Source organism: Streptomyces sp. NPDC039462, assembly GCF_055639375.1.
Genome location: NZ_JBVKAO010000007.1, coordinates 379,429 through 401,530, shown reverse-complemented (window position 1 = coordinate 401,530; position 22,102 = coordinate 379,429). Strand labels below are relative to the sequence as shown.

Here is a 22,102-nt window from a genome sequence, read left to right as displayed (position 1 = left end):
CATGAAGCGTCCTGAGAAGTGAACCTTGGCTTCCCAGGACACGAACGGAAACGGTGACCGTGGTCTCTGCCGACGTCTCGCTCGCCCCGTCCGGCACTGCGTCCACCGGCCGGAACCCCCCGCTCCGGCAGTTCCTCCGGCGCTATCGCGTACCGCTCCTGGCCACCGTCCCCACGCTTCCCCTGTACGCCGTGTGGGTGATGTTCCTCGCGACGGGCGGCGGCGACCTCGCGGCGCAGGAGGCCTGGGCGCGGTTCGCCTCCGAGCACGGCTCGGCCGCGTACAACCTCTTCTGGTACGGCGGCATGCACACCGCCAACTACAGCCTGATCTCGCCCTATCTGATGGCCGCGCTCGGCGTGAAGACCGTGACGGCGGTGTCGGGGATCGCGGGCGCCTGGCTGGTCGCCGTCCTGATCGAGCGCAGCGGCATCCGCAGGCCCCTGTGGCCCGCGGTGCTCGCCTCGCTCGCCGTCTGGTGCAACGTCGCCTCCGGCCGTACGACGTTCGCGCTCGGCCTCGCCTTCGGCCTCGCCGCCTGTCTCGCCCTGGTGGGCCGCCGGCGCACGGTCGCCGCGGTGGCGTGCGCGGCCCTCGCCACCATGGGGTCCCCGGTCGCGGGGCTCTTCCTCGTCGTGGCGGGCGCCGGCTACTTCTTCGTACGCGACTGGGTGCGGTCGGCCGCGCTGATCCTGCCGCCCTTCCTGGTCGTCGGGGCGACCACGGTGCTCTTCCCGTTCACCGGCGAGCACCTGATGCCCTTCGACCGGATCTTCCCGCCCGTGCTGTTCAGCCTGGCCCTCATCGTGGCGGGGCCGCGCCACTGGCGGGTGCTGCGGTGGGGCGCCGGCGTCTATGCGGCGGGCACCGTCCTCACGTACCTCATCCCCTCCCCGATCGGCACCAACGTCGAGCGGCTCGCGGAGCTGGTCGGCCCCGCCGTGCTGCTCGCCGCGCTGCTCGCCCCCGGCCTTGACCGGGCCCGCCGGATCACCCTGACGGTGGCGCTCGTGCTGTCCTCGGCCTGGGTGGCGCAGAAGACCCTCGACGACCTGCGGGTCTCCACGAAGGTGCCGAAGTGGGCGGTCGACACCCACGGCGTGGTGCGGGAGCTGGAGCGTCTGGAGGCCAACCGCACCCGCGTCGAGGTCGTGCCGACCCGCAACCACCGCGAGGCCACCGCCCTCGCCCCGTACGTGAACATGGCGCGCGGCTGGAACCGCCAGCTCGACATCGAGCGCGGCCGCCTCTTCTACGACGGATCGTTCTCGGCGGCCAGCTACCGCAAGTGGCTCGACAAGTGGGCCGTCGGGTACGTCGTGCTGCCCGCGGGCAAGCCGGACGGCTTCGCCGAGGACGAGGCGGAGCTGGTGGCGAGCGGCCCGAAGTGGCTGGAACCGGTGTGGAAGGACGCGCACTGGCAGATCTTCCGGGTGAAGGACCCGGTTCCGCTGGTCTCCGAGCCCGCGGCCGTCGTCCGCTCCACGGGCTCGAACGTGGTGGTGCGGGTGCCCGAGCGCGGCTCGGTGACCGTACGCCTCGTGTACTCGCCGTGGCTCCGGGCGGAGGGCGCCTGCCTGAAGCGGCACGGCGAGTTCACGCGTCTGTCGGTGCCCGCGCCCGGCACCTACGAGATCAGCTCGGGGTACGGTCCTTCGCGGAGTCGTCCTTCGACGTGCCGGTGACCGGCTCCCGCACGGGCGCCTTCCGCGGCTGCCGCACCCGGGGCCCGGACAGCAGATAGGTGAGGCCGAAGCCCGCGCCCACGACGGCCGCGCCGCCCACCGCGTCCAGGATCCAGTGGTTGCCGGTGCCGACGATCGCGCAGACCGTGAAGAACGGGTGCAGCAGGCCGAGCGCCTTCATCCACCACCGGGGCGCGACGATCGCGATGATCAGGCCGCACCACAGCGACCAGCCGAAGTGCAGCGAGGGCATCGCCGCGTACTGGTTGGTGAGCGCGGTCAGCGTGCCGTAGTCCGGTTGGGTGAAGTCCTGCACGCCGTGCACCGTGTCGATGAAGCCGAGCTCCGGCATCAGACGCGGCGGGGCGAGCGGATAGGCCCAGAACCCGATGAGCGCGAGGACCGTCGCGAAGCCGAGCGCCGAGCGCGCCCAGCGGTAGTCGGCGGGGCGGCGGACGTACAGCACCGCGAGGACGCTCAGCGGCACCAGGAAGTGGAAGGACGTGTAGTAGAAGTTGAAGAAGTCCTCCATCCAGCCGGTCCGCGCCGTCAGATGGTTGAACCAGTGCTCGATGTCGATGAACAGGAACTGCTCGATCGCGTGCACCTGCTCGCCGTGGTGCTCGGCGGTGGCCCGGCCCCCGGAGATCGTGCCGCCCGTCGCCGCGAGCCTGACCTGCTGGTACGCGGAGTAGCCGACGCGGATCAGGAGCAGTTCGAGCAGCAGGTTCGGGCGGGTCACGACGCGCCGCCAGAACGGGACGAGCGGCACCCGCTTCCAGCGCGCCGGGACGGGCGCCGCGTAGTCCGTGGGGATGGGGCTCCGGTACTGCGGGTGCGTGCGCGACAGGAACGGCACGACGGTGGCCGCGGCGAGCGCCGCGATCAGCACGATGTTGTCCCTGATCGGCTCGGTGACCGGCATGTTCGGCAGCATCATCTTGGCGGGCAGCGTCGACACGAGGACGACGGCCACCGGCCACATGTACCGGTCGGACTGGCGCTTGCCGACCCGGCCGACCACCGCGAAGAGCACCCACAGGAGCTGGTGCTGCCAGGTCGTCGGGGAGACCGCGACCGCGACACAGCCGGTGATCGCGACGGCGAGGAGCAGCTGCCCGTCCCGCGCGTAGCGCACGGCGCGGCGCAGGCCGACGACGACGAGGGCGGCGCTCAGGGCCAGGAAGAGCCCGATCTCCAGCGGTCCTTCGAGGCCGGCGCGGAGCAGCATGCCGTGCAGCGACTGGTTGGCGTTGGCGTCCGGGTTCCCGCCCAGGCCCGCGCCGCCGAGGTGGTGGAACCAGTACGTCGACGAATCGCTCGGCATCGCCGCCCAGGCGAGCGCGGTGCAGGCGGCGAAGCCGGCGCCGGTGGAGGCGGCGGCCTTCCGGCGTCCTGTGCACCAGAGCAGCGCGGCGAACAGCAGCATGGTCGGCTGGAGGGCCGCGCCGATGCCGATGAGGACGCCGCTGGTCCGCTCGCCGCGGACCGCGAAGAGGCCGAGCAGGACGAGCAGCACGGGGAGGATGCTGGTCTGGCCGAGGTGCAGGGTGTTGCGGACCGGCAGCGACAGCATGAGCAGGCTGACCGCGACGGGGGCGGCGAGCAGGGAGGTGCGCCGGGTGACCGGCTGGGGCAGGGAGCGGGCGGCGATCAGGCCGAGCGCGACGACGAGGCCGAGCGTGCCGAAGGTCCAGGCCCAGCCGAGCGCCTGCTCGCCGGAGCGTGCGAGTGGCTTGAGGACGAGGCCCGCGAAGGGGGTGCCGGTGAACTTGTCCGCGTCGTAGAAGGAGCCCTTCACGTGCAGGACGCCCTCCGGCCCGATCCAGGTCTCCAGATCGGTGAGGCGCTCGCCCGCGGGGGTCCGCAGGACGTCGGTGGCCTGCCGGATCGCGAGGACGGCGGCGAGCAGCCAGAGGACGACGCGGGCCGCTCCGATCCGCGACTCGGGTCCGCCGGCCGGCCCTGTTCCCAGGGCGCCGCCACTCCTGTGTTCAACGTTCGCCACGCCCCGTCGACCCTCCCGCCCCGTTCGTCCTGTCTGCGGCCCTTTTCAAGCCCCTCATGTGAGACGCACGCAACCACCTTTTCACCTGGCCGCCACATCGCTTTCTATCGGCTTTTCGGGCACCGCGCCGGGCCGCGCCCGCCGCCCGCGGCCGGGAATCGGCCCCCGACCTGCGGTTCCTGTGCCGCTCCTGTGCGGTTCGCGTGCGCTTGGCGTGCCGTACGCGTGCGGTTCCGCGCCGGGGCGGCGACATAGATCACATACAGACCTAGTCTCTCCTACCGGACGAAAAGACGTTTGGCCTGGACAACAGCGGTTTCGGTGCGGTGCGCGGCCGCCCGGGCACCCACCGTAATGATGCCCCTTGCACCTATGGTCGCTTTTCGGGCCGCCCCGGTTTCCGGGTGCGGCCTTGTCCTTGTCGTCGACCGAAAGAGGCGAGCGAACCCTTGGCGAGCGCCACACCCGTCGCACTACGCAAGCCGGAGTCCTCGCAAGGACACCTGCCCGGGACAGGGGCCGGGCCCCGGAACGGGACCGGGGCCGGAACCGGGGTCGGGCCCCGGGGAGGAGCGGCTGAGGACGTCACCGCGGTTCAGGACGTCACCGTCACCGACCCGGCGATGGTCAGGCGCGCGGTGAAGGCGGCCGCCCTCGGCAACGCGATGGAGTGGTTCGACTTCGGTGTCTACAGCTACATCGCCGTCACCCTGGGCAAGGTCTTCTTCCCCTCGGGCAATCCGACGGCCCAGCTGCTCTCCACCTTCGGCGCCTTCGCCGCGGCCTTCCTGATCCGGCCGCTCGGCGGCATGATCTTCGGGCCGCTCGGCGACCGCGTGGGCCGCCAGAAGGTCCTCGCGCTGACCATGATCATGATGGCGGCGGGCACCTTCGCGATTGGCTTGATCCCTTCCTACGCGTCGATCGGCGTCTGGGCGCCGGTGCTGCTCCTCGCGGCCCGCCTGGTGCAGGGCTTCTCCACGGGCGGCGAGTACGCGGGTGCCTCCACCTTCATCGCCGAGTACGCCCCCGACAAGAAGCGGGGCTTCCTCGGCAGCTGGCTGGAGTTCGGCACGCTGGCGGGGTACATCGGCGGCGCGGGCCTCGTCACCCTGATGACAGCCCTGCTCTCCTCGGACGACCTGCTCTCCTGGGGCTGGCGCATCCCGTTCCTGATCGCCGGCCCGATGGGTCTGATCGGCCTCTACCTCCGCATGAAGCTGGAGGAGACCCCGGCGTTCGCCGCCGAGCTGGAGAAGGCCCACAAGGACGAGCAGACCCGCGCGAAGGTGCGCCTGCGCGACATGGTCACGGGCCAGTGGAAGGCGCTCCTCCTCTGCATGGGCCTGGTCCTGGTCTTCAACGTCACGGACTACATGCTGCTGTCGTACATGCCGAGCTATCTGACCAGCGAGCTCGAGTACGACGAGACGCACGGCCTCCTCGTCATCCTGGCCGTCATGGCGCTCATGATGTGCGCCCAGCCGTTCATGGGGGCGCTCACGGACCGCGTGGGCCGCCGCCCGGTGATCGCCGCGGGCTGCGCCGGTTTCCTCCTGCTCTCCGTCCCCGCCCTGCTCCTGATCCGCGACGGCTCGCTGTGGGCGATCGGGCTGGGCCTCGGCGCGCTCGGCATGCTCCTGGTCTGCTTCACGGCCTCGATGCCGTCGACGCTCCCCGCCCTCTTCCCCACCAAGGTCCGCTACGGCTCCCTGTCCATCGGCTTCAACATCTCCGTCTCGGTCTTCGGCGGCACGACCCCGCTGGTCGTGACGGCACTGATCGGCGCGACGGGCGACAAGATGATGCCCGCGTACTACATGATGGCGGCGGCCGTGGTGGGCGGCATCGCCGTCTGGTACATGACGGAATCGGCCCGCAGCCCGCTGCCGGGTTCGCCGCCGGCGGTAGAGACAGAGGCAGAGGCGACCGCCCTACGAAACGCGGACGCCTCGGGCTCCGCCGCCACCTCCGCCCCCTCCGCTCCCTGTGGCCTCTCCGGCACCTCCGCCCCCTCCGGCTCTTCCCGCGCCTGAGAAGCGGGAGGCGGGGCGGGGCCTCGGAAGGCAGGACGGCGGGGCCTGGCTCCTCCGGCGCCCCAGGGGCGGGAGGCGGTGCGGGGTCTCGGGAGGCCGGGCCCCGCGACCGGGGGATGCGGCGGAGTCGCGGCTCCGGGGAGATGCGGACGGCGCTGAGCTCCGGCGAGACGTGTGGCCCGGCTCCAGCGAGACGTACGCCCCCCCCGCGGAGGCGCGGAGTCCGGATCCAGCGAGACGCCGCCCGAGGCGTGTCGCCGGAGGCGGCGGCTTACGGGCCGGTGGGGACCCCCGCCTGCCAGCCCGCGAACAGCGGCACCTCCGCCGACCCGTCGAGTACGACGACGCCGAACGGGCGGTCGAAAGTGATCCGCTCCACGCGCCGTGGGCGATACGCCGCGCCCGCCGGCATCGGCACAGCCGTCACCGCCGCCGCCTCGACTCCCCGCTCGGCGATCTTCACGACCGCCTCCTGCACCACCTGGGATATCGCGAGCCGCTCCGGTGACATCCCCGAGAAGTCGGCGGCGTCACTCATGGCCCACCGCACCCCGAGAGCGGCCAGTTGTCCCGTCGCGTCGGTGCGCGTGCGCAGTGAGAAGCGGGGCAGGGCCATGAGGATCTGTTCAGCGTCGATCGGCGACCGCCGCTCGCCAGGCGCCCAGGCGAGCGGCAGCACGGCGGCCGGCCCGGCCCCCGGCTCCCCGAGGACGAAGCGGACCCGTACGGGAGGCAGACCGCCGCGCGGGACGGCACACCGCATCTCGACGACACGCGCCCCCACACCCGCGCCCAGGGCCGCGTCCACCACCCACGCGTCCCCCGGCGCCACCTCCCGCCGCATGGTCGGCACCTGGTGCGCGACGCCCGCCGCGTCCGTGAAGAGGGCGTCCCGCGTGGCCGCCCCCTCGAAGGGGTACTCCCAACGCGCCTTGAGCGCCAGCGCGTTGACCAGGAGGAGCAGCGTGTCCGGGGTGACGGTCACGGGCAGGCGCTCGATCATGCCGCCCGTGGCCTCCCGCACCCACGCGTCCGCGGCGTCGGCGCCGTCGGCGTCCATGGGACCGAAGCCGATGTCCGGCAAGGCCTCCTCGTACTCCCGCAGGACCGGCACCCGGCTCCACACGCGCGTGGCGACGCCCAGCGCGTCCGTGTCCGCGAGGGCCCGCGCGCCGTCCGTCACGGCCCGGGCGGCCTCGGCCCCGGCGACGCCGAGCAACTCCCGCAGCTCGTCGGCGGTTTCCCCGCGGGCGCCCGCCGCGACCGAGGCCAGCGCGAGCCACATCCCGGCCGGCGAACACACGAAGTCCCCCGAGCCGTCGACACCATCGGCCGACCGCTCCACCTCGGGCAGCCACCGCTCGGCGAACCCCCGCACCGCTCCCCCGTACTCCACGACACCCATCCCCCGTCATCACCTGAACCGCCGATCTTCACCCCCAGTATGCGAGCCCCCACTGACAATCCCCGCCGCCCGCCCTAGACTCCTTAGCGAAGCTAACTAGACAGTCGAAGGGAACGTGCGCGCCGCATGAACCAACCGCAGTGGGACTCCGTCGACGACTACTTCACCGGCCTCCTCGCCCCCGCCGACGAGGCCCTGACCGCCGCCCTGCGCGACAGCGACGCGGCCGGCCTGCCGCACATCAACGTCGCCCCGAACCAGGGCAAGCTGCTCCACCTCCTCGCCCAGACGCAGGGCGCCCGCCACATCCTGGAGATCGGCACCCTCGGCGGCTACAGCACCATCTGGCTGGCCCGCGCCCTGCCCGCCGACGGCCGCCTCATCACCCTCGAACACAGCCCCCAGCACGCCGCCGTGGCCCGCGGCAACCTCGCCCGCGCCGGACTCGACAAGCTTGTCGAGGTGCGCGTCGGCCCGGCCCTCGACTCGCTCACCGCGCTCGGCGCCGAACACGCCGCGCACCCCGCCCCCTTCGACCTCGTCTTCATCGACGCCGACAAGGTCAACAACGCGCACTACCTGGAGTGGTCGCTCAAGCTCACCCGCCCCGGCAGCCTCATCATCCTCGACAACGTCGTACGGGGCGGCGCCGTCACCGACGCCTCCAGCACCGACCCGGGCGTGCTCGGCACCCGGGCCGCGCTCGAACTCATCGCCGAGCACCCTAAGTTGAGCGGTACGGCGGTGCAGACGGTCGGCGTCAAGGGGTACGACGGCTTCGCGCTTGCCCGCGTACTGGCCTAGCGCGTCTGGCCTCAACCCTCGTGGTAGTAACCGATGTTCACACTCCGCGGCCCCGACCTGTCCTGGATGACGATCTCCCCGGAGCCGCCCCGGGAGAGCGGCGCCGCCCCTCCGTAGGCGAGGGGCCGCGCCGCGCCCTCGGACACCACCCGCACCTCGGAGGCCGGATCGGGGTTCGAGCCGCGCAGCCACCGGACGGACCAGGCCCCGTCGGGCCCGCAGCGGAACTCCAGATGCGTACGCGACACGAACAGCCAGTCGTCGGGCGTCACCAGCCGGCACACGTTCCTGTCCCGCCCCACCCGCAGCACCGCACCGGGCTCGCTCGGCGTCTCGGCCATCAGCATGCCTGCGGTCGCGCCCGCGTCCGTCCCGGACACCGAGGCCATGGTCAGCTCCAGCACGTGGGTACGCTCCTTCAACTCAGGGCGGCACGACCGTGGTTGTCGGCCCGCGGCCGGTGTGTCGCGTGCCGCATCCTAAGCGCCTCCCTGGGCGGACGCACGGCCCTCCTGGGACAATGGACCCATGACTGAGCGCAAGCCACCTGGCGTCGACTTCGAGTCCTGGATCGACAAGCAGATCCGTGAGGCGGAGGAGCGCGGGGACTTCGCCTCCCTGCCGGGCAGGGGCAAGCCACTCCCCGAGGGCCCCGACCCGACGTACGACGAAATGTGGTGGGTCAAGCGGAAGATGGCCCGTGAAGGCCTCTCCTACCTGTCCCCCACGCTCGCCCTGCGCAAGGAGGCCGAGGACACGCTGGTCGCGGCCGCCGAAGCCCCGTCCGAACGCGTGGCGCGCAGACTCGTGACGGAGCTCAACGAGAAGATCCGCGCGGCCCTGCGCACCCCGCCGCCGGGCCCGCCGCTCGGCCTGGCCCCCTACGACGTCGACGAGGTGGCCCGCGACTGGCGGGAGCGCCATCAGGCCTGAGCGGCCCGACTCGCCCTCAGGACCGGCCGTTTGACGGCTCCCTTTCGGGCAACTCGATTCGGGGAACGGGTGTCGAGGCCCCCAGGGCCTCGCGCCCCAGGCCGATCCCCGAGCCGAAAAGGGCACCCACCCATGTCCACAGTCCTGCTCATCGTTCTGATCGTGGTCGCCGTCGTCCTCGTCGCCGCCGCTTTCGCCGTACTGAGCCGCAAGCGGCAGGGCGCGGGCGGCAGGCGCAATCTCAGGCGCCGTTTCGGGCCCGAGTACGACCGCGCGGTCGCCCGGCACGACGGTGACACCAAGGCCGCCGAGCGCGACCTCGGCGAGCGTGTGAAGCGGCACGGTTCGCTGCGCACGCGGCCGCTGGCGCCCGCCGCTCGCGAGGAGTACGCGGCGCGCTGGACCGTCGCCCAGGAACGTTTCGTCGACTCCCCCCGCGAAGCCCTGATCGAGGCCGACCGGCTCATCGCCGAGGTGGCGGGAGCCCGCGGCTTCCCCGACGCGGGCCACTACGAGGACCAGGTCGACGCGCTCTCCGTGCACCACGCCCACCACGTCCACGGCTACCGCAAGGTGCACCGCGCGGCGCTCGACACGCCGGGCACCGACGAACACGGTGCCGGCACCGGTACCGAGGAGATGCGCGCCGCCATGATCGAGGCGCGGGCACTCTTCGACGCCCTGGTGAAGGAGCAGCACACCGACACCGACGCCGTGCACGACGGCAGGCACGGCACCCACAAGCGCTCGACCGGCATCACCCACAAGGGAGTTCAGCATGGCTGACGGGTCCGCTCTCTTCCCGCCCGACGCACGCGACAAGCTGACGCTGCGCCTTCAGAACGCCGTCAACGGCTTCGTCGACGAGCCGCGAGCCGCCGTCGAGAACGCCGACCGCGTCCTGGAGGAGACGATCGCCGACCTGACGCGCACCCTGGAGGAGCGCCGTCGCACCCTGCGCACGACGTGGCAGTCCCTCCCGGCACAGGGCGCACCCGGCGAGGCCGCGCCCGCGACCATCGACGCCACCCCGCCCGCCGCCTCCGGGCACCGTCCCGCAGACACCACCGCCCGTGACACCACCGCCCGTGACACCACCGGCCGTGGCACCACCGCCGGCGAGACGGCAACCGGCGGCACCGCCACCGGGGACACGGAACAGCTCCGCCTGGCCCTGCGCGACTACCGCGAGACGGCAGAGCGCCTGCTGCGCCTGTGACAGGCATCGTGCCTCTTCCTGTGTCCCCCGCCGGGGCCGGGGCTCACGCCGCCCCGACACCCCGGTGCGGCAGGATGGCGGTATGAGCATCGTGAAGATCAACGCCCTCACCGTCCCCGACGAACAGCGCGAGATCCTGGAAAAGCGCTTCGCCTCCCGCGCGGGCGCGGTGGAGAACTCGGACGGCTTCGAGTGGTTCGAACTCCTCCGCCCGATCGAGGGCACGGACCAGTACCTGGTCTACACCCGCTGGCGCGACGAGGCCTCCTTCCAGGCGTGGATGGAGGGCCCCATGAAGGCCGCGCACCAGGGCGGCAGCGAGGGCGGCGACCGCCCAAAGCCCGCCGCCAGCGGGTCCTCGGTCTGGTCCTTCGAGGTCATCCAGCAGGCCGCGCCCAAGGGCGAGTAACGGCTCGGTTCGACACTGTGCCCCGTATCCGGATCGCTCCGGGTACGGGGCACAGTCGCGTCTCCGTGACACCGTGTCCGGTCACAAGATCAGGATGTCAGTGTGCGTCGCTAGGGTTCCGTCGTGGGGCTGTTGGCGGCCCCACCCCGTACCAAGGGCACGCGGCACCCGTGCCCAGGGCAGCCACACAAGGACGCGTGAATGACCTCACCCGCATGGAACGCACACCGCCAGACACTGCGGTCGGGCCCGCTGCGCGGCGAGGCAGAGCGGGCCCTGTACACCGATGCCGTCGACGACGCGCTGACCAATCCGAAGGTCGCGAAGAAGGTCGACAAGCGGCTGTCGGCGAGCGCGTCCAACGTGCGCCGTGCCGCGGCCCACCCGTCCCAGGTGTCCACGGTCTTGAGCGGGTGCGGCGCAGTGCTCTCCTCGTATCGGGCAGCCGTGCAGCGCCAGGAGACCGCCGACGGAAGGCTGCGGGAGGCCACGGGTCGGCCCCTGCGGGACTGGCGCCTGATAGGCGCCGTGATCGCCTGCGGCTGGTTCTCGCTCTACACCCTCATCGGTTCCTCGACGGCCGTTCTCTGGGCGCTCGCCGGCTGCGCGCTGATCAGCCTGGCGCTCGCCGTGACGTCCTCGGGTTCACGCGCGTGCGCCGACAACTGGCTCGCCTTGGCCAGGCGATGGGCCGAGTCGAGATGGGCACGCGCGGTCATGGAGAGCCGGGCGCGGGCCGTGACGCTGCGCATGCGCAACGCCACCCTGCCCATGGTCGTGGACATCGTCGAGGACCTGCTCGGCGACGACCAGGACAGCTTGTACCTGCCCACGAGCAAGCAGGGTCTTTACTCGGCCCGGAGCCGCGCCTATGTCGTCGACTCGGCCGCGTCCGCGCAGTTGAAACGGAAGATCGACCAGATCGACGACGGCACCATCGCCGTCTGCGGTCCGCGCGGCACCGGCAAGACCACCCTGCTCGAAGAGGCCACCGCCGACGCCGCGTTCTCCGTCCTCGTCCAGGTGCCCGCCACGTACACCCCGCACGACTTCCTGCTCCACCTGTCGGCGAAGGTCTGCGAGGACTACATCGGTGGTCACGGTTACCCGGTCCCGGAGTTCACGTCTCTGGGGCTGATCCGACGTCCGCTGCGTTTCGCGAGGAAGGCGACGAGCCGGCTGGCCCGGCGGCTCGTCTTCGCCGCGGTCTCGGCCGGACTTCTGGTGCTCGGCCTTGCGCGGGAGGTCGATGTCCACGTCACCGAGCACGGGCCGGGTCTCCGCGAACAGATCACCGGCCACGGGTCGCGACTCTTCGACTACGGGGAGCAGATCTGGCGAGGGGAGCGGCCCGTGGCGGCGCTTGCGCTGACCGTCGCCGGCATCTTCCTGTGGTCGTGCCGCACGTCGCCGGGCTTCCGCCGGACCGCCGCCCGTACCACGCGTATCGCGCTCCGGTTCGCCGCCCTGGCCGTCATCGGCGCATCGGTCTTCTCTCTCTTCTACGACCGGGACATCCGACACAACTCCGTTCAGCTCTACGAAGGCGCGGACTGGGGCGTCCTGTTGGCCGTGTTCGTCGCTCTGCCCTGTCTCATCCGGATCATCTGGCGGAGGCACAGAGATTTCTACGTGGAAAGGGCGGGCCGGTACTCCGAGCCCCAGGACGCCAGGGCCCTTCTCTGGCTCGGCACCCTCGTCGTCTGCGGTGCCGTAGGGCTGCACTGGGCGGTCACGCAGGAGGAGATCGTCTCTCTCGTCTTCGACGACGACAACGCCGCACGCGTCGCTCTCGTCTGCACCGGCCTCGGCCTCTTCGACCTCACCTACCGACGCAACAGGCGAAGGACGCCCTATCTGGTGCATCGCTGCCAACGGCATCTGTACCGGCTGCGCACGCTGCAGAACGCCACCGCCATGGTCAGTTTGGGCATGCCCGACAAGCTCGGCGCCTCACAGACGACGTCGCTCTCCCTCGCCCCGCTGACGTATCCGGAACTGGTCTCCGACTTCCGGCAGATCCTCGGCGACATCGCGTTGGAGTGCGGTTCGGGGCTCGGGCCGCTGGGTTCGTACCGCCGTCGGACCAAGGTGATCATCGCGATCGACGAACTGGACCGCGTCGGGACCGAGGAGCAGGCCCTCGCCTTTCTGCGCGAGGTGAAGGCCGTGTTCGGCATCCGCGGGGTCTGTTACCTGATCTCCGTCGCCGAGGACGTCGGTGCCGCGTTCGTCCGCAGAGGGCTCCCGCACCGGGACGTCACCGAGAGCTCACTCGATGACGTGCTGCACGTACGGCCCTGCACGCTCGCCGAATCGACCGCCATCCTGAAGGAACGGGTTCCGGGCCTGACACCGCCGTACGCCTGCCTCTCCCACGCCCTCTCCGGTGGCGTTCCGCGGGACCTCATCCGGTACGGCCGCCGCCTGGACGAAGTGCAGCAGGAGACCAACGCGTACGAAATGGCGCAGCTGGCCTGGGAGATGATCTCCGACGAGGTGGCGGAAGCACTGGCCAGCACCCGCGTGCTGCTCGCCGATGAGCCGGGCTGGACCGCCGGGACCGCCGCCGTCCTGCTCCACCTCGGCGAACTCGAACAGCTCCTGTCGGCGGACGGCGCCGAGCAGCCCGGATCGACTCTCTCCCGCCGGAACAACGCCCGGGTGCTCATGACTGACTTCGCGGGCCGTCGGGTGCGGCCCATGCGACAGTGGACCGTCGACGGCGCCCAGCCATGGCCCACGGGCCCCGGCCTGTCGGACGGGACGCTCGCGCTCCTCGAAGAAGCCAGCGCGTACGTCTACTTCGGGCTGACGCTCCTGGACGTCTTCGGGTCCGCCGAGTTCACCCGCCGCAAGGCGGCGGCGGACGGCCGGTCACCACGCAGGGACGGTGTGCAGCCGCTCGCCGAAGCACGCCAGGAGCTGTCCATCTCACCTCAGAGCGCGCGCGTCATCATCTCCGACGTCCGCGCCGCGTGGGGACTTGCCGCCCTCTGAATCAGGCGGGTCTCACGCCGCCCGCGCCACCGTCGACCCGTTGTGCGGGCGCTCCGACTCCGAGCCGCACAGTTCAGCGCTGAGTTCCTTGACCAGTCGGTCCAGGTCGGTCGGGCGGTGGGGGCCCCACCAGTCGCCGAGGAGTTCGGACAGGGACTCCTCGCGGGCCGTGGCCAGCTTGGCGGCGACCTCGCGGCCCCGGTCGGTGAGGATCATCTCCAGGCCCTGGCGTTCGGCCAGGCGGCGCTCCTCGACCTGGCGGGCGGCGGCCGTGATGACGGTCAGCGGCACCGTCGTGCGCTCGGCGAGCACGCCGGGCTCGACGGAGCCGTGCCGGGCGACGCGCAGGAGCAGCCAGCTCGACGCGGGCAGCAGGTCGTAGCCGGCGCGCTCGGTGATCCTCTCGTAGATCTTGCGCCGTCCCTCGCGCGTCCCGAGCACCGAGAGCGCCCGCGCGCACTCGTCGTACGACGAACGCTCCACGGGGTTGCTGGCCAGCGTCTGGGTCGGATCGGGTGCCGTGACCGAGGCGCGCAGCTTGTCCTCGCGCAGGAACCAGGCGAGGAGGAAGGCCGCCAGGGCGACCGGCGCCGCGTATAGGAAGACGTCGGTGATCGACGAGGCGTACGCGTGCAGGGCGCTGGGCCGCAGGTCGGCGGGGAGCCGGGCGATGCCGCGTGGGTCGGCCTCCAGGGTGCTCACGCTGAGGCCGGGCGGCAGCTGCTGTCCGGCGAGGGCGTCGGTGAGTTTGTCGCCGAGCCGGTTGGTGAAGACCGTGCCGAAGATCGCGACGCCGAAGGAGGCGCCGATGGAGCGGAAGAACGTCGCGCCGGACGTGGCGACGCCCAGGTCCTCGTAGCTGACGGCGTTCTGCACGATGAGGACGAGGACCTGCATGACCAGGCCGAGGCCCAGGCCGAAGACGAAGAAGTACGCGCTCATCTCGAAGGTGCCGCTGTTCTCGTTGAGCTGGTGGAGCAGGAGCAGGCCGAGCGTGGTGATGGCCGTGCCCGCGATCGGGAAGACCTTCCAGCGGCCCGTACGGCTGACGATCTGGCCGGAGGCGGTCGTCGACAGGAGCATGCCGGCCACCATCGGCAGCATGTGCACGCCCGACATCGTCGGCGATACGCCCTGCACGACCTGCAGGAACGTCGGCAGGTAGGTCATCGCACCGAACATCGCGAAGCCCACGATGAAGCTGATGACGGCGGAGAGCGTGAAGGTGCGGATCCGGAACAGCTTCAGCGGGATCACCGGCTCCGCCGCCCTGCGCTCCACCGCCACGAAGGCCCCGGCCAGGATCACGCCGAGCACCGCGAGCCCGATGATCTGCGGTGAGCCCCAGGCCCATGTGGTGCCGCCGAGCGAGGCGACCAGGACCAGGCAGGTGGCGACGGACGCGATGAGGAACGTGCCGAGGTAGTCGATGGTGTGCCGGGTCCTGCGCACCGGGATGTGCAGGGTGGTCGCGATGACGGCGAGGGCGAGCACGCCGATGGGCAGGTTGATGTAGAAGACCCAGCGCCAGGAGAGGTGCTCGGTGAAGAGGCCGCCGAGCAGCGGCCCGAGGACGCTGGTCGCGCCGAACACCGCGCCGAACAGGCCCTGATACTTACCGCGTTCGCGCGGCGACACGAGGTCTCCGACGATCGCCATGGACAGCACCATGAGCCCGCCGCCGCCGAGGCCCTGCAGCGCGCGGAATCCGATGAGCTGCGGCATGTTCTGCGCCATGCCGCAGAGTGCCGAGCCGACCAGGAAGATCACGATCGCGGTCTGGAACAGCTTCTTGCGGCCGTACTGGTCGCCGAGCTTGCCCCAGAGCGGGGTCGCGGCCGTCGCCGCCAGCATGTACGCGGTGACGACCCACGACAGGTGGTCCATGCCTCCGAGCTCGCTGACGATCGTCGGCAGAGCGGTGGAGACGATGGTCTGGTCGAGGGCCGCGAGGAGCATGCCGAGCAGCAGTGCGCCGATGGAGATCAGTACGTTTCCGGGGGGATGCCCGTTGCCGCCGACGTGCGTCGAGCCGGGTCCGGGTCCCTCTCCTGCGGAGCGGGCGCTGACATCCTGCGACATGGACACCTCCTGGGGGTCCGCCGGGGCCGCGTGGTCCGCTGATTCAGCCGGGTCAGCTGTTCTCGCCGGGGCTGTGGGGTCTGTAGGGGCCCGGCGAGCCAGGTGAGCCCGGTGAGCCCGGTGAGGCTCTTGGGTCGATTGAGTCTGTTGAGTCTGTTGAACCCGTGGAGTCCGTTGCGGCCTTCCCTTTCCATCCTGGTCCGTGTCTCCCGTTATGGCCTGTTGAAGCGAGGGTCTGCATAATCGCTGGAGCTCTCGGGGCGGGCGGGACGCAGGAGGGGAGGAACGGCCGGTGGCCGGACAGGACGAACGGCACGAGGGGTTACGGGGCGGGCGGGGCAGGCAGGGCAGGCGGGGCGGGCAGGACGACCTGCACTCCCCGTCGTGCGAATCCGCGCCTCGCGAGCCCGGGGGCGCGTCCTCGGGGTGCGGTTGCTCGGCGGGGGCGGTCGACGCGCCAGGCCCGGGGCGGGCGGGTGCGGGCGGCGCGATGGGCGCGGGCAGCACAGGGGGCCCGGGCAGCACAGCGGGCGCAGGAAGTGCAGCGGTCCCAGGCAGCACAGCGGGCGCAGGCAGCACAGCGGGCGCAGGAAGTGCAGCGGGCGCAGGAAGTGCAGCGGGCGCAGGAAGTGCAGCGGGCCCGGTCGGCACGGCTGGCCCGGCAAACGCGGGCAGCCCGGCGAGCCCAGTCGCTACGGTCGGCCCGTCAGGCCGGGCAGGCCCGGCAGACCCGGCAGACCTGGCAGACCTGGGCCGCACAGCAAGCCCGGCCAGCACGGTAGGCAGCCCAGCAGACCCCGGCAGCGCAGCGGGCGCAGGGAGCGCGGGCAGTGCGGGCGGCCCAACGGACCCTGTCGACACGGCTGGCCCGGCAGGCGCGGGCAGCACGGCCGACCCGGACAGCGCAGCAGGCGCGGGCAACCCAGCAGGCACCAGCAGCCCAGCGGGCCCCGTCGACACGGCAGGCGCGGGCAGCACGGCCGACCCGGACAGCGCAGCAGGCGCGGGCAACCCAGCAGGCACCAGCAGCCCAGCGGGCCCGGACGGCCTGGCTGGCCCGGCAGGTCCGGCAGGTCCGGCAGGGTCGGCAGACCCGGCAGGCGCAGGTGGCCCAGCCGGCACAGGCGCCGCGGCACGCGTGATTGACGCCCTCGACCGGACTCGCTTGCGGTCTGCGGAGGCCGCCGCTGCGGAGGACTTCGATCCGCTGCGCATACGGCCCTACGTCTCGCTGCCGGACCCCGATACGGCCACCCCGACCGATCGTGCGGCGGACACGGCGCCCCTGTCGGCCCAGCCGCCGCCCCGACCACTCCCGAACGCCGACACTCCGGCACCGGGCGCCGAAAGAGATCCCGCTCCCGGACCCACCACCCCGGACGAGAAGCCGGCCCGCAACCGGCGCCTCGCGCTGGTCACCGGGGCCGGGGTGGCGGCAGCCGTGGTGGCCGGCACCGTCTTCGCGGTGGGGCTTTTCTCGGCCGCCACGGACGGGCCGGACCGGGACCGCGCGCTGCCGGGCGACCCCGTGTCGGCGTACGCGGATCCGACGAAGCCCGCGCCGCCCTCCGCGAAGCGATCCGTGTCGGCGTCCCTCGCGCGCACGCCCTCCGTCACCCCGAGCACACCGGCCGTGAACCTGCCGCCCTCGCCCACGCCCGGGCGCTCGGCGCCACCGACACCCTCGGTCACGCCCTCGACCGCGCGCGCGACGGGCTCGGTCGGGCCGTCGGCGTCACCGCCGCCCCGCAAGGCGGCCGACGTCACGCTGAGGCCGGGCGACAAGGGGCCGCGCGTCGCCGAGCTGCAGGGTCGGCTTGCGCAGCTCTACCTGTACGTGGGTGAGCGGGACGGCGTCTACACGTCCCGGGTCGCCGAGGCTGTGGCCCGCTACCAGTGGGCCCGTGGCCTCACCGACGACGCCCGGGGCGAGTACGGCCGCGAGACCCGCCGCAGCCTGGAGGCGGAAACCTCGGAACCATAGACAATCCTTGGCGTCGGCCCCGACCCGCGACCTCAGCCGAACGTCAGTCGAACGTCAGGCGGATCGACCCGTCGCCCGCGTCCGCGACGCCCACGCCCGTCAGGTCGTCCACATGCACCGTCGGGCCGAACTCCGCGGCGCGGGGGCCGACGCCCACGACCCTCATGCCGGCCGCCTGACCCGCGCGTATGCCCGCCTCGGAGTCCTCGAAGACCACGCAGTCCGCAGGGTCGAAACCGAGTGCCGCCGCGCCCTTGAGGAACCCCTCGGGGTCCGGCTTGCTCGCGCCCACGCTCTCCGCGGTCACCCGCACCTCGGGCAGCGCGAGCCCGGCCGCGGCCATGCGTCCGGTGGACAGGGGCACATCGGCGGAGGTCACGAGTGCGTGCGGCAGGCGGAGGTCGGCCAGTGCGGTCAGGAACGCGGGCGCGCCCGGCACGGGCACGACGCCGTCCATGTCGGCGGTCTCCGCGGCGAGCATCTCGCGGTTCTCCGCGTAGTTCTCCTCCATGGGCCGCTCGGGCAGCAGCACCGCCATGGACGCGTATCCCTGCCGCCCGTGGACGACCTTGATGACCTCGTCGAAGTCGAGCCCGTGCCGCGCGGCCCAGCGCCGCCAGCAGCGCTCGACGACGGCGTCGGAGTTCACGAGGGTGCCGTCCATGTCGAGGAGAACGGCCCGGGCGGTCAGAACGGGTGCGACAGGGTCGGCGGTCGTTGCCGTCATCGGGGTGCTCCAGAGCGCAGGGGCAGCGAAAGATCAAGGCGGCCCCGCCCGCCGGTCAGGGAGTACGGGCGGAGCCACTTTGTTCCTGCACGGTACAAAACGCGGGCCCCAAAAGCCAACGCCGCAGGTCAGACCGGTCAAGACCCGCAAAAGGGACCACTACCCACGGGGCGGCCACCCCTCTCAGGCAATCGCCTCGTACAGGCTCCACACCCCGAGCCCCAGCATCAGCAGCGCCGCGATCTTCGTGATGAGCACCAGCGGCACCCGCTTCATCAGCGCCTTTCCGCCGACGATGCCGAGTCCCGCGACCGCCCACAGCGCGAGCACCGCGCCGAGGCCGACGGAGAGCGGGTCGTCGTAGCGCGCCGCCATGTTCGCGGTCATGATCTGCGTCAGATCGCCGAACTCGGCGACCAGGATGAGCATGAAGCCCGCCCCGGAGACCTTCCAGAAGCTCTGGTCCTCGGGCTGCCTGACCTCTTCCTCCTCGCCGCCGCCCTTCAGGAGCAGCATCGCGGCGCCGCCGAGGAAGAGGACGCCCGTCAGCGCGTGGACCAGCTGCTGCGGCAGCAGGGTCAGGACGCTGCCCGCCGCGACGGCGAGCACCACGTGGACGGTGAAGGCGGCCGCGACGCCGGCGAAGACGTACGAAGCGCGGTAGCGCGTGCCGAGGACGAGTCCGGCCAGCGCCGTCTTGTCCGGCAGCTCGGCAAGGAAGACGACGCCGAAGACGAGCGCCATCACGCTGAAGCTGATCAAGGGTTCCTCAATCGGTCGGGGCCGCCCCACCGAGAGTGTTACACCGCTTCGCGTACGACACCTCGGCACGGCAGCGCACACGGACGCACACGGATGTGGGCGTCTGGACGTACACGGGCCGCGCACGTCGGGCACTGCTTGCCGAAGGTCTCGCTGGCCTGCCCCACAGGGCCTGCCTCCGGGCGCCGGCTCAGACGAGCTGAGCAGTATGTCGACGGTCCGGCGAAGAGCTACTCCCCTTCTGCGCCGTCCATCGTACGGGACGGCGCACGGGTCGCGACCAGGGACTTTCGGTCCGCGCCGGAGTGACCTGGATCACGGGAAGCGCGCCGATACGCGCGGAATGCAACTTCCGTCCCGCCCAATGCACTTGACGCCGCGCCAGAACTCTTGAAGTCGGCACCTGTTTGACGCGACCCTGTCACTAGACGCACATCCGTCCGTCACCACGACCCGCGACTCTGGCCGCCCCACCGGTCAACCGCCCCCCACATCAAGGGAGTTCGCATGTCCGCTGTCTACGCGCGTCGACACACCCGGCCCGCCTTCGCCGCCGCGGCCCTCGTCCTGGCCACCGCCGCCACCCTCCTCACCGGCACCGCCGCCGAGGCCGCGCCCCCGGCACCGGTCGGCGCCGCCACGGCCCGCACCTACCTCGGCGAGCTCACCGTCAAGGCCGAGGGCTCCTCCGACGGCTACAGCCGCGACAAGTTCCCGCACTGGAAGACGCAGTCCGGCGCCTGCAACACGCGCGAGGTCGTCCTCAAGCGCGACGGCACGAACGTCCAGCAGGACGCCAGCTGCGCCGCGACCTCCGGCACCTGGAAGTCCCCCTACGACGGCGGCACCTGGACCGCCGCGTCCGACGTCGACATCGACCACGTCGTGCCGCTCTCCGAGGCGTGGAAGTCCGGCGCGAGCGGCTGGACCACCGCGCAGCGCGAGACCTTCGCCAACGACTTGGCCCAGCCCCAGCTGATCGCCGTCACCGACAACGTCAACCAGGCCAAGGGTGACCAGGACCCGGCGGAGTGGCTGCCGCCCACCGCCTCGTACCACTGCTACTACGCCCGGATGTGGGTGGACGTGAAGCACCACTACAAGCTGGCGGTGAACACCGAGGAGAAGAGCGCCCTCTCCTCGCTGCTCAACGGCTGCTGACAGCTGCCCGACGGCTGCTGAAACGATTCCTGATCGCCCGCGGGCGGGCGGACCGGGTTCCGACGGGTTGTCCCGGAACCGGCCCGCCCTCCCCCGTCGTTCCGTACCGTACGGGGCGACAGAGGAGGGTGATCACCTGTGGCACGGCTGCGCCTGGGTCCACTGCTGAGATACGTCGACGGCGCCAGGGCGACCGTCTGGGTCGAGGCCGACCGGCCGTGCACCGCCGAGGTGCGGTGCGCGGACGGCGCGCGCGGCTCGGCACGCACCTTCCAGATCGCCGGCCACCACTACGCGCTCGTCCCGGTCACCGGCCTGACCCCCGGCACCGAGACGGCGTACGAGGTGCGGCTCGGCGACGGCGAGGGGGCCGTCGTCTGGCCCCTGCCCGAATCGCCCTACCCCGCGAGCACCATCCGCACCCCGGCGGAGCCCGGCGACCCCCGCGCCGGCGAGCTGCGCGTCACCTTCGGCTCCTGCCGGTGGGCCGCGCCGCCGTCCGGCGAGCACGACCCCGTGGGGCCCGACGCCCTGGACACCCTCGCCGCCCGCATCGCGGCCGACCCGGCCGCCGAGCGCCCGGACGTCCTGCTGCTCCTCGGCGACCAGGTGTACGCGGACCAGACCTCCAAGGCCACCCAGCGCTGGCTCGCCGCCCGCCGCGACCTCGCCGAGCCCCCGGGCGCCCAGGTCGCGGACTATGAGGAGTACACCCACCTCTACTACGAGTCCTGGCTCGACCCGGAGATCCGCTGGCTGCTGTCCACCGTGCCCAGCAACATGATCTTCGACGACCACGACATCGTCGACGACTGGAACACCAGTGCGGCCTGGCTCGCCGAGATGCGGGCCACGCCCTGGTGGCGCGAGCGCCTCCTGAGCGGCCTCATGTCGTACTGGGTCTATCAGCACCTCGGCAATCTGCCGCCCGAGGAACTGGCGCGCGACGCCCTTTACGCCGCCGTGTGCGCGACCCCGGACGGCACGGACGCGCTGCGCGCCTTCGCCGCCGCGGCCGACCTGGACCCCACCACCGCCCGCTGGAGCTACCGGCGGGACTTCGGGCGCGTACGCCTGCTGATGGTCGACACCCGCGCGGCCCGCGTCCTGGACGAGCGCGAGCGCGCCATGCTCGACGCCGACGAGGCCGACTGGCTGCGCGAGCAGGCGCTGGCGGATCCGGGCGCGTACGACCATCTCCTCATCGGCACCTCCCTGCCCTGGCTCCTCCCCCACCTCATCCACGACGCCGAGGGGTGGAACGCCGCGCTGTGCCGGGGCGAGCGCGGCGAGCGCTGGGCCCGCTTCGGAGAGAACCTGCGAAGACGCTCGGACCTGGAGCACTGGGCCGCCTTCCCCGCCTCCTTCGAAGCGCTCACCGCGCTGATCACGGAGGCGGGTTCGGGCCCGGCGGCGCCCGCGACGGTGTGCGTGCTCTCCGGCGACGTCCACCACGCCTACATCGCCGAGCCGAGCTGGCCCGCGGGTGAAGGGCCCGAGGCCCGGGTCCTGCAGCTCACCTGCTCCCCGGTGCACAACTCCATCCCCGCCTCCATCAAGCTCGGTTTCCGCTTCGGCTGGAGCCGCGTGGGGCGCGCGCTCGGACGGCGCTTCGCACGGCACGGCGGGGTGACGCAGGCGGGCATCGACTGGCGCAGGACGGGCGGACCCTGGTTCGGCAACCAGTTGATGACCCTGACGCTGCGCGGCCGTTCGGCCCTGCTGCGGCTCGATCAGGCGCGTGCGGTGCGCGGCGGGAGCGTACGCCTGGAGACGGCGGAGTCGACACGGCTCTCCTGAGAGCCTGTGCCGGCACCCGGGCGTGACGCGTCCCACAGCCGGAAGCGGATCCTCCGGCAGGGGTTCGGCATCGGGGCCGCCGACGGC

At 72.0% G+C, this 22,102-nt stretch carries 17 protein-coding genes; 11 read left to right on the top strand and 6 right to left on the bottom strand.

Annotation, left to right across the window (positions count from 1 at the left end):
• Positions 1–53: 53 nt before the first annotated feature.
• A complete protein-coding gene (locus tag ACZ7LU_RS32670) occupies positions 54–1,685 on the top strand; it encodes a hypothetical protein (RefSeq protein WP_468083310.1) in 1,632 nt (543 codons plus the stop codon).
• On the opposite strand, the gene ACZ7LU_RS32665 is transcribed toward ACZ7LU_RS32670, so the two are convergent.
• On the bottom strand, positions 1,636–3,693 hold the full coding sequence (locus ACZ7LU_RS32665) for a bifunctional glycosyltransferase 87/phosphatase PAP2 family protein (protein ID WP_471918775.1): 2,058 nt from the start codon (positions 3,691–3,693) through the stop codon (positions 1,636–1,638). The two genes, ACZ7LU_RS32670 and ACZ7LU_RS32665, sit on opposite strands and share 50 nt — an antisense overlap.
• Positions 3,694–4,196: 503 nt before the next feature.
• Between ACZ7LU_RS32665 and proP the strand changes: the two genes are divergently transcribed.
• Positions 4,197–5,729, top strand: coding sequence for a glycine betaine/L-proline transporter ProP (gene proP, locus ACZ7LU_RS32660; RefSeq protein WP_471918851.1), 1,533 nt, complete (start codon positions 4,197–4,199; stop codon positions 5,727–5,729).
• Between the two features lie 271 nt (positions 5,730–6,000).
• On the opposite strand, the gene ACZ7LU_RS32655 is transcribed toward proP, so the two are convergent.
• The gene (locus ACZ7LU_RS32655) at positions 6,001–7,134 is read right to left on the bottom strand and encodes a serpin family protein (protein ID WP_471918774.1); all 1,134 of its coding nucleotides are present in this window, start codon (positions 7,132–7,134) and stop codon (positions 6,001–6,003) included.
• A gap of 126 nt (positions 7,135–7,260) precedes the next feature.
• Here ACZ7LU_RS32655 and ACZ7LU_RS32650 point away from each other — a divergent pair, with 126 nt between their 5' ends.
• Complete coding sequence (locus ACZ7LU_RS32650) at positions 7,261–7,938, top strand: O-methyltransferase (RefSeq protein WP_471918773.1); 678 nt, start codon at positions 7,261–7,263, stop codon at positions 7,936–7,938.
• A gap of 11 nt (positions 7,939–7,949) precedes the next feature.
• Here the strand turns inward: ACZ7LU_RS32650 and ACZ7LU_RS32645 are convergent, their stop codons facing one another.
• Positions 7,950–8,342, bottom strand: a complete 393-nt coding sequence (locus ACZ7LU_RS32645; RefSeq protein ID WP_468303915.1) for an FHA domain-containing protein — start codon at positions 8,340–8,342, stop codon at positions 7,950–7,952.
• Positions 8,343–8,466: 124 nt separating this feature from the next.
• On the opposite strand from ACZ7LU_RS32645, the gene ACZ7LU_RS32640 reads away from it, so the two are divergent.
• The 5 genes from ACZ7LU_RS32640 to ACZ7LU_RS32620 all read left to right on the top strand — a co-directional run bounded on the left by ACZ7LU_RS32640 (position 8,467) and on the right by ACZ7LU_RS32620 (position 13,499).
• Positions 8,467–8,871: a DnaJ family domain-containing protein gene (locus tag ACZ7LU_RS32640; RefSeq protein WP_468083300.1), complete on the top strand. Its 405-nt coding sequence runs from the start codon at positions 8,467–8,469 to the stop codon at positions 8,869–8,871.
• 132 nt (positions 8,872–9,003) lie between these two features.
• A complete protein-coding gene (locus ACZ7LU_RS32635) occupies positions 9,004–9,657 on the top strand; it encodes a hypothetical protein (protein ID WP_471918772.1) in 654 nt (217 codons plus the stop codon).
• Positions 9,650–10,090: a hypothetical protein gene (locus tag ACZ7LU_RS32630; protein WP_471918771.1), complete on the top strand. Its 441-nt coding sequence runs from the start codon at positions 9,650–9,652 to the stop codon at positions 10,088–10,090. Before ACZ7LU_RS32635 ends, ACZ7LU_RS32630 begins: the two co-directional genes overlap by 8 nt.
• Positions 10,091–10,172: 82 nt before the next feature.
• Entirely contained in the window at positions 10,173–10,499 is a 327-nt protein-coding gene (locus ACZ7LU_RS32625; RefSeq protein ID WP_471918770.1) for an antibiotic biosynthesis monooxygenase family protein, read from the top strand.
• Between the two features lie 201 nt (positions 10,500–10,700).
• Positions 10,701–13,499: a P-loop NTPase fold protein gene (locus tag ACZ7LU_RS32620; protein ID WP_471918769.1), complete on the top strand. Its 2,799-nt coding sequence runs from the start codon at positions 10,701–10,703 to the stop codon at positions 13,497–13,499.
• A 12-nt stretch (positions 13,500–13,511) separates the two neighbouring features.
• On the opposite strand, the gene ACZ7LU_RS32615 is transcribed toward ACZ7LU_RS32620, so the two are convergent.
• Complete coding sequence (locus tag ACZ7LU_RS32615) at positions 13,512–15,581, bottom strand: DHA2 family efflux MFS transporter permease subunit (RefSeq protein WP_471918768.1); 2,070 nt, start codon at positions 15,579–15,581, stop codon at positions 13,512–13,514.
• Between the two features lie 1,165 nt (positions 15,582–16,746).
• On the opposite strand from ACZ7LU_RS32615, the gene ACZ7LU_RS32610 reads away from it, so the two are divergent.
• On the top strand, positions 16,747–17,565 hold the full coding sequence (locus tag ACZ7LU_RS32610; protein WP_471918767.1) for a peptidoglycan-binding domain-containing protein: 819 nt from the start codon (positions 16,747–16,749) through the stop codon (positions 17,563–17,565).
• 43 nt (positions 17,566–17,608) lie between these two features.
• On the opposite strand, the gene ACZ7LU_RS32605 is transcribed toward ACZ7LU_RS32610, so the two are convergent.
• Together ACZ7LU_RS32605 and ACZ7LU_RS32600 are read right to left on the bottom strand one after the other, a co-directional pair.
• Positions 17,609–18,292, bottom strand: a complete 684-nt coding sequence (locus tag ACZ7LU_RS32605) for an HAD-IA family hydrolase (RefSeq protein ID WP_471918766.1) — start codon at positions 18,290–18,292, stop codon at positions 17,609–17,611.
• Between the two features lie 183 nt (positions 18,293–18,475).
• The gene (locus ACZ7LU_RS32600; RefSeq protein WP_398297282.1) at positions 18,476–19,054 is read right to left on the bottom strand and encodes a TMEM165/GDT1 family protein; all 579 of its coding nucleotides are present in this window, start codon (positions 19,052–19,054) and stop codon (positions 18,476–18,478) included.
• A 507-nt stretch (positions 19,055–19,561) separates the two neighbouring features.
• Between ACZ7LU_RS32600 and ACZ7LU_RS32595 the strand changes: the two genes are divergently transcribed.
• The gene (locus tag ACZ7LU_RS32595) at positions 19,562–20,215 is read left to right on the top strand and encodes an HNH endonuclease family protein (RefSeq protein WP_471918765.1); all 654 of its coding nucleotides are present in this window, start codon (positions 19,562–19,564) and stop codon (positions 20,213–20,215) included.
• A gap of 138 nt (positions 20,216–20,353) precedes the next feature.
• Positions 20,354–22,015 (top strand): alkaline phosphatase D family protein, encoded by a 1,662-nt coding sequence (locus ACZ7LU_RS32590; protein ID WP_471918764.1) that lies wholly within the window; start codon positions 20,354–20,356, stop codon positions 22,013–22,015.
• Positions 22,016–22,102 lie beyond the last annotated feature (87 nt).

Coding starts and splice junctions, on each gene's coding strand:
- ACZ7LU_RS32635 (WP_471918772.1), top strand. CDS start 9,004: ATGTCCACAGTCCTGCTCATCGTTCTGATCGTGGTCGCCGTCGTCCTC.
- ACZ7LU_RS32650 (WP_471918773.1), top strand. CDS start 7,261: ATGAACCAACCGCAGTGGGACTCCGTCGACGACTACTTCACCGGCCTC.
- ACZ7LU_RS32605 (WP_471918766.1), bottom strand. CDS start 18,292: ATGACGGCAACGACCGCCGACCCTGTCGCACCCGTTCTGACCGCCCGG.
- ACZ7LU_RS32595 (WP_471918765.1), top strand. CDS start 19,562: ATGTCCGCTGTCTACGCGCGTCGACACACCCGGCCCGCCTTCGCCGCC.
- ACZ7LU_RS32620 (WP_471918769.1), top strand. CDS start 10,701: ATGACCTCACCCGCATGGAACGCACACCGCCAGACACTGCGGTCGGGC.
- ACZ7LU_RS32655 (WP_471918774.1), bottom strand. CDS start 7,134: ATGGGTGTCGTGGAGTACGGGGGAGCGGTGCGGGGGTTCGCCGAGCGG.
- ACZ7LU_RS32630 (WP_471918771.1), top strand. CDS start 9,650: ATGGCTGACGGGTCCGCTCTCTTCCCGCCCGACGCACGCGACAAGCTG.
- ACZ7LU_RS32625 (WP_471918770.1), top strand. CDS start 10,173: ATGAGCATCGTGAAGATCAACGCCCTCACCGTCCCCGACGAACAGCGC.
- ACZ7LU_RS32640 (WP_468083300.1), top strand. CDS start 8,467: ATGACTGAGCGCAAGCCACCTGGCGTCGACTTCGAGTCCTGGATCGAC.
- ACZ7LU_RS32615 (WP_471918768.1), bottom strand. CDS start 15,581: ATGTCGCAGGATGTCAGCGCCCGCTCCGCAGGAGAGGGACCCGGACCC.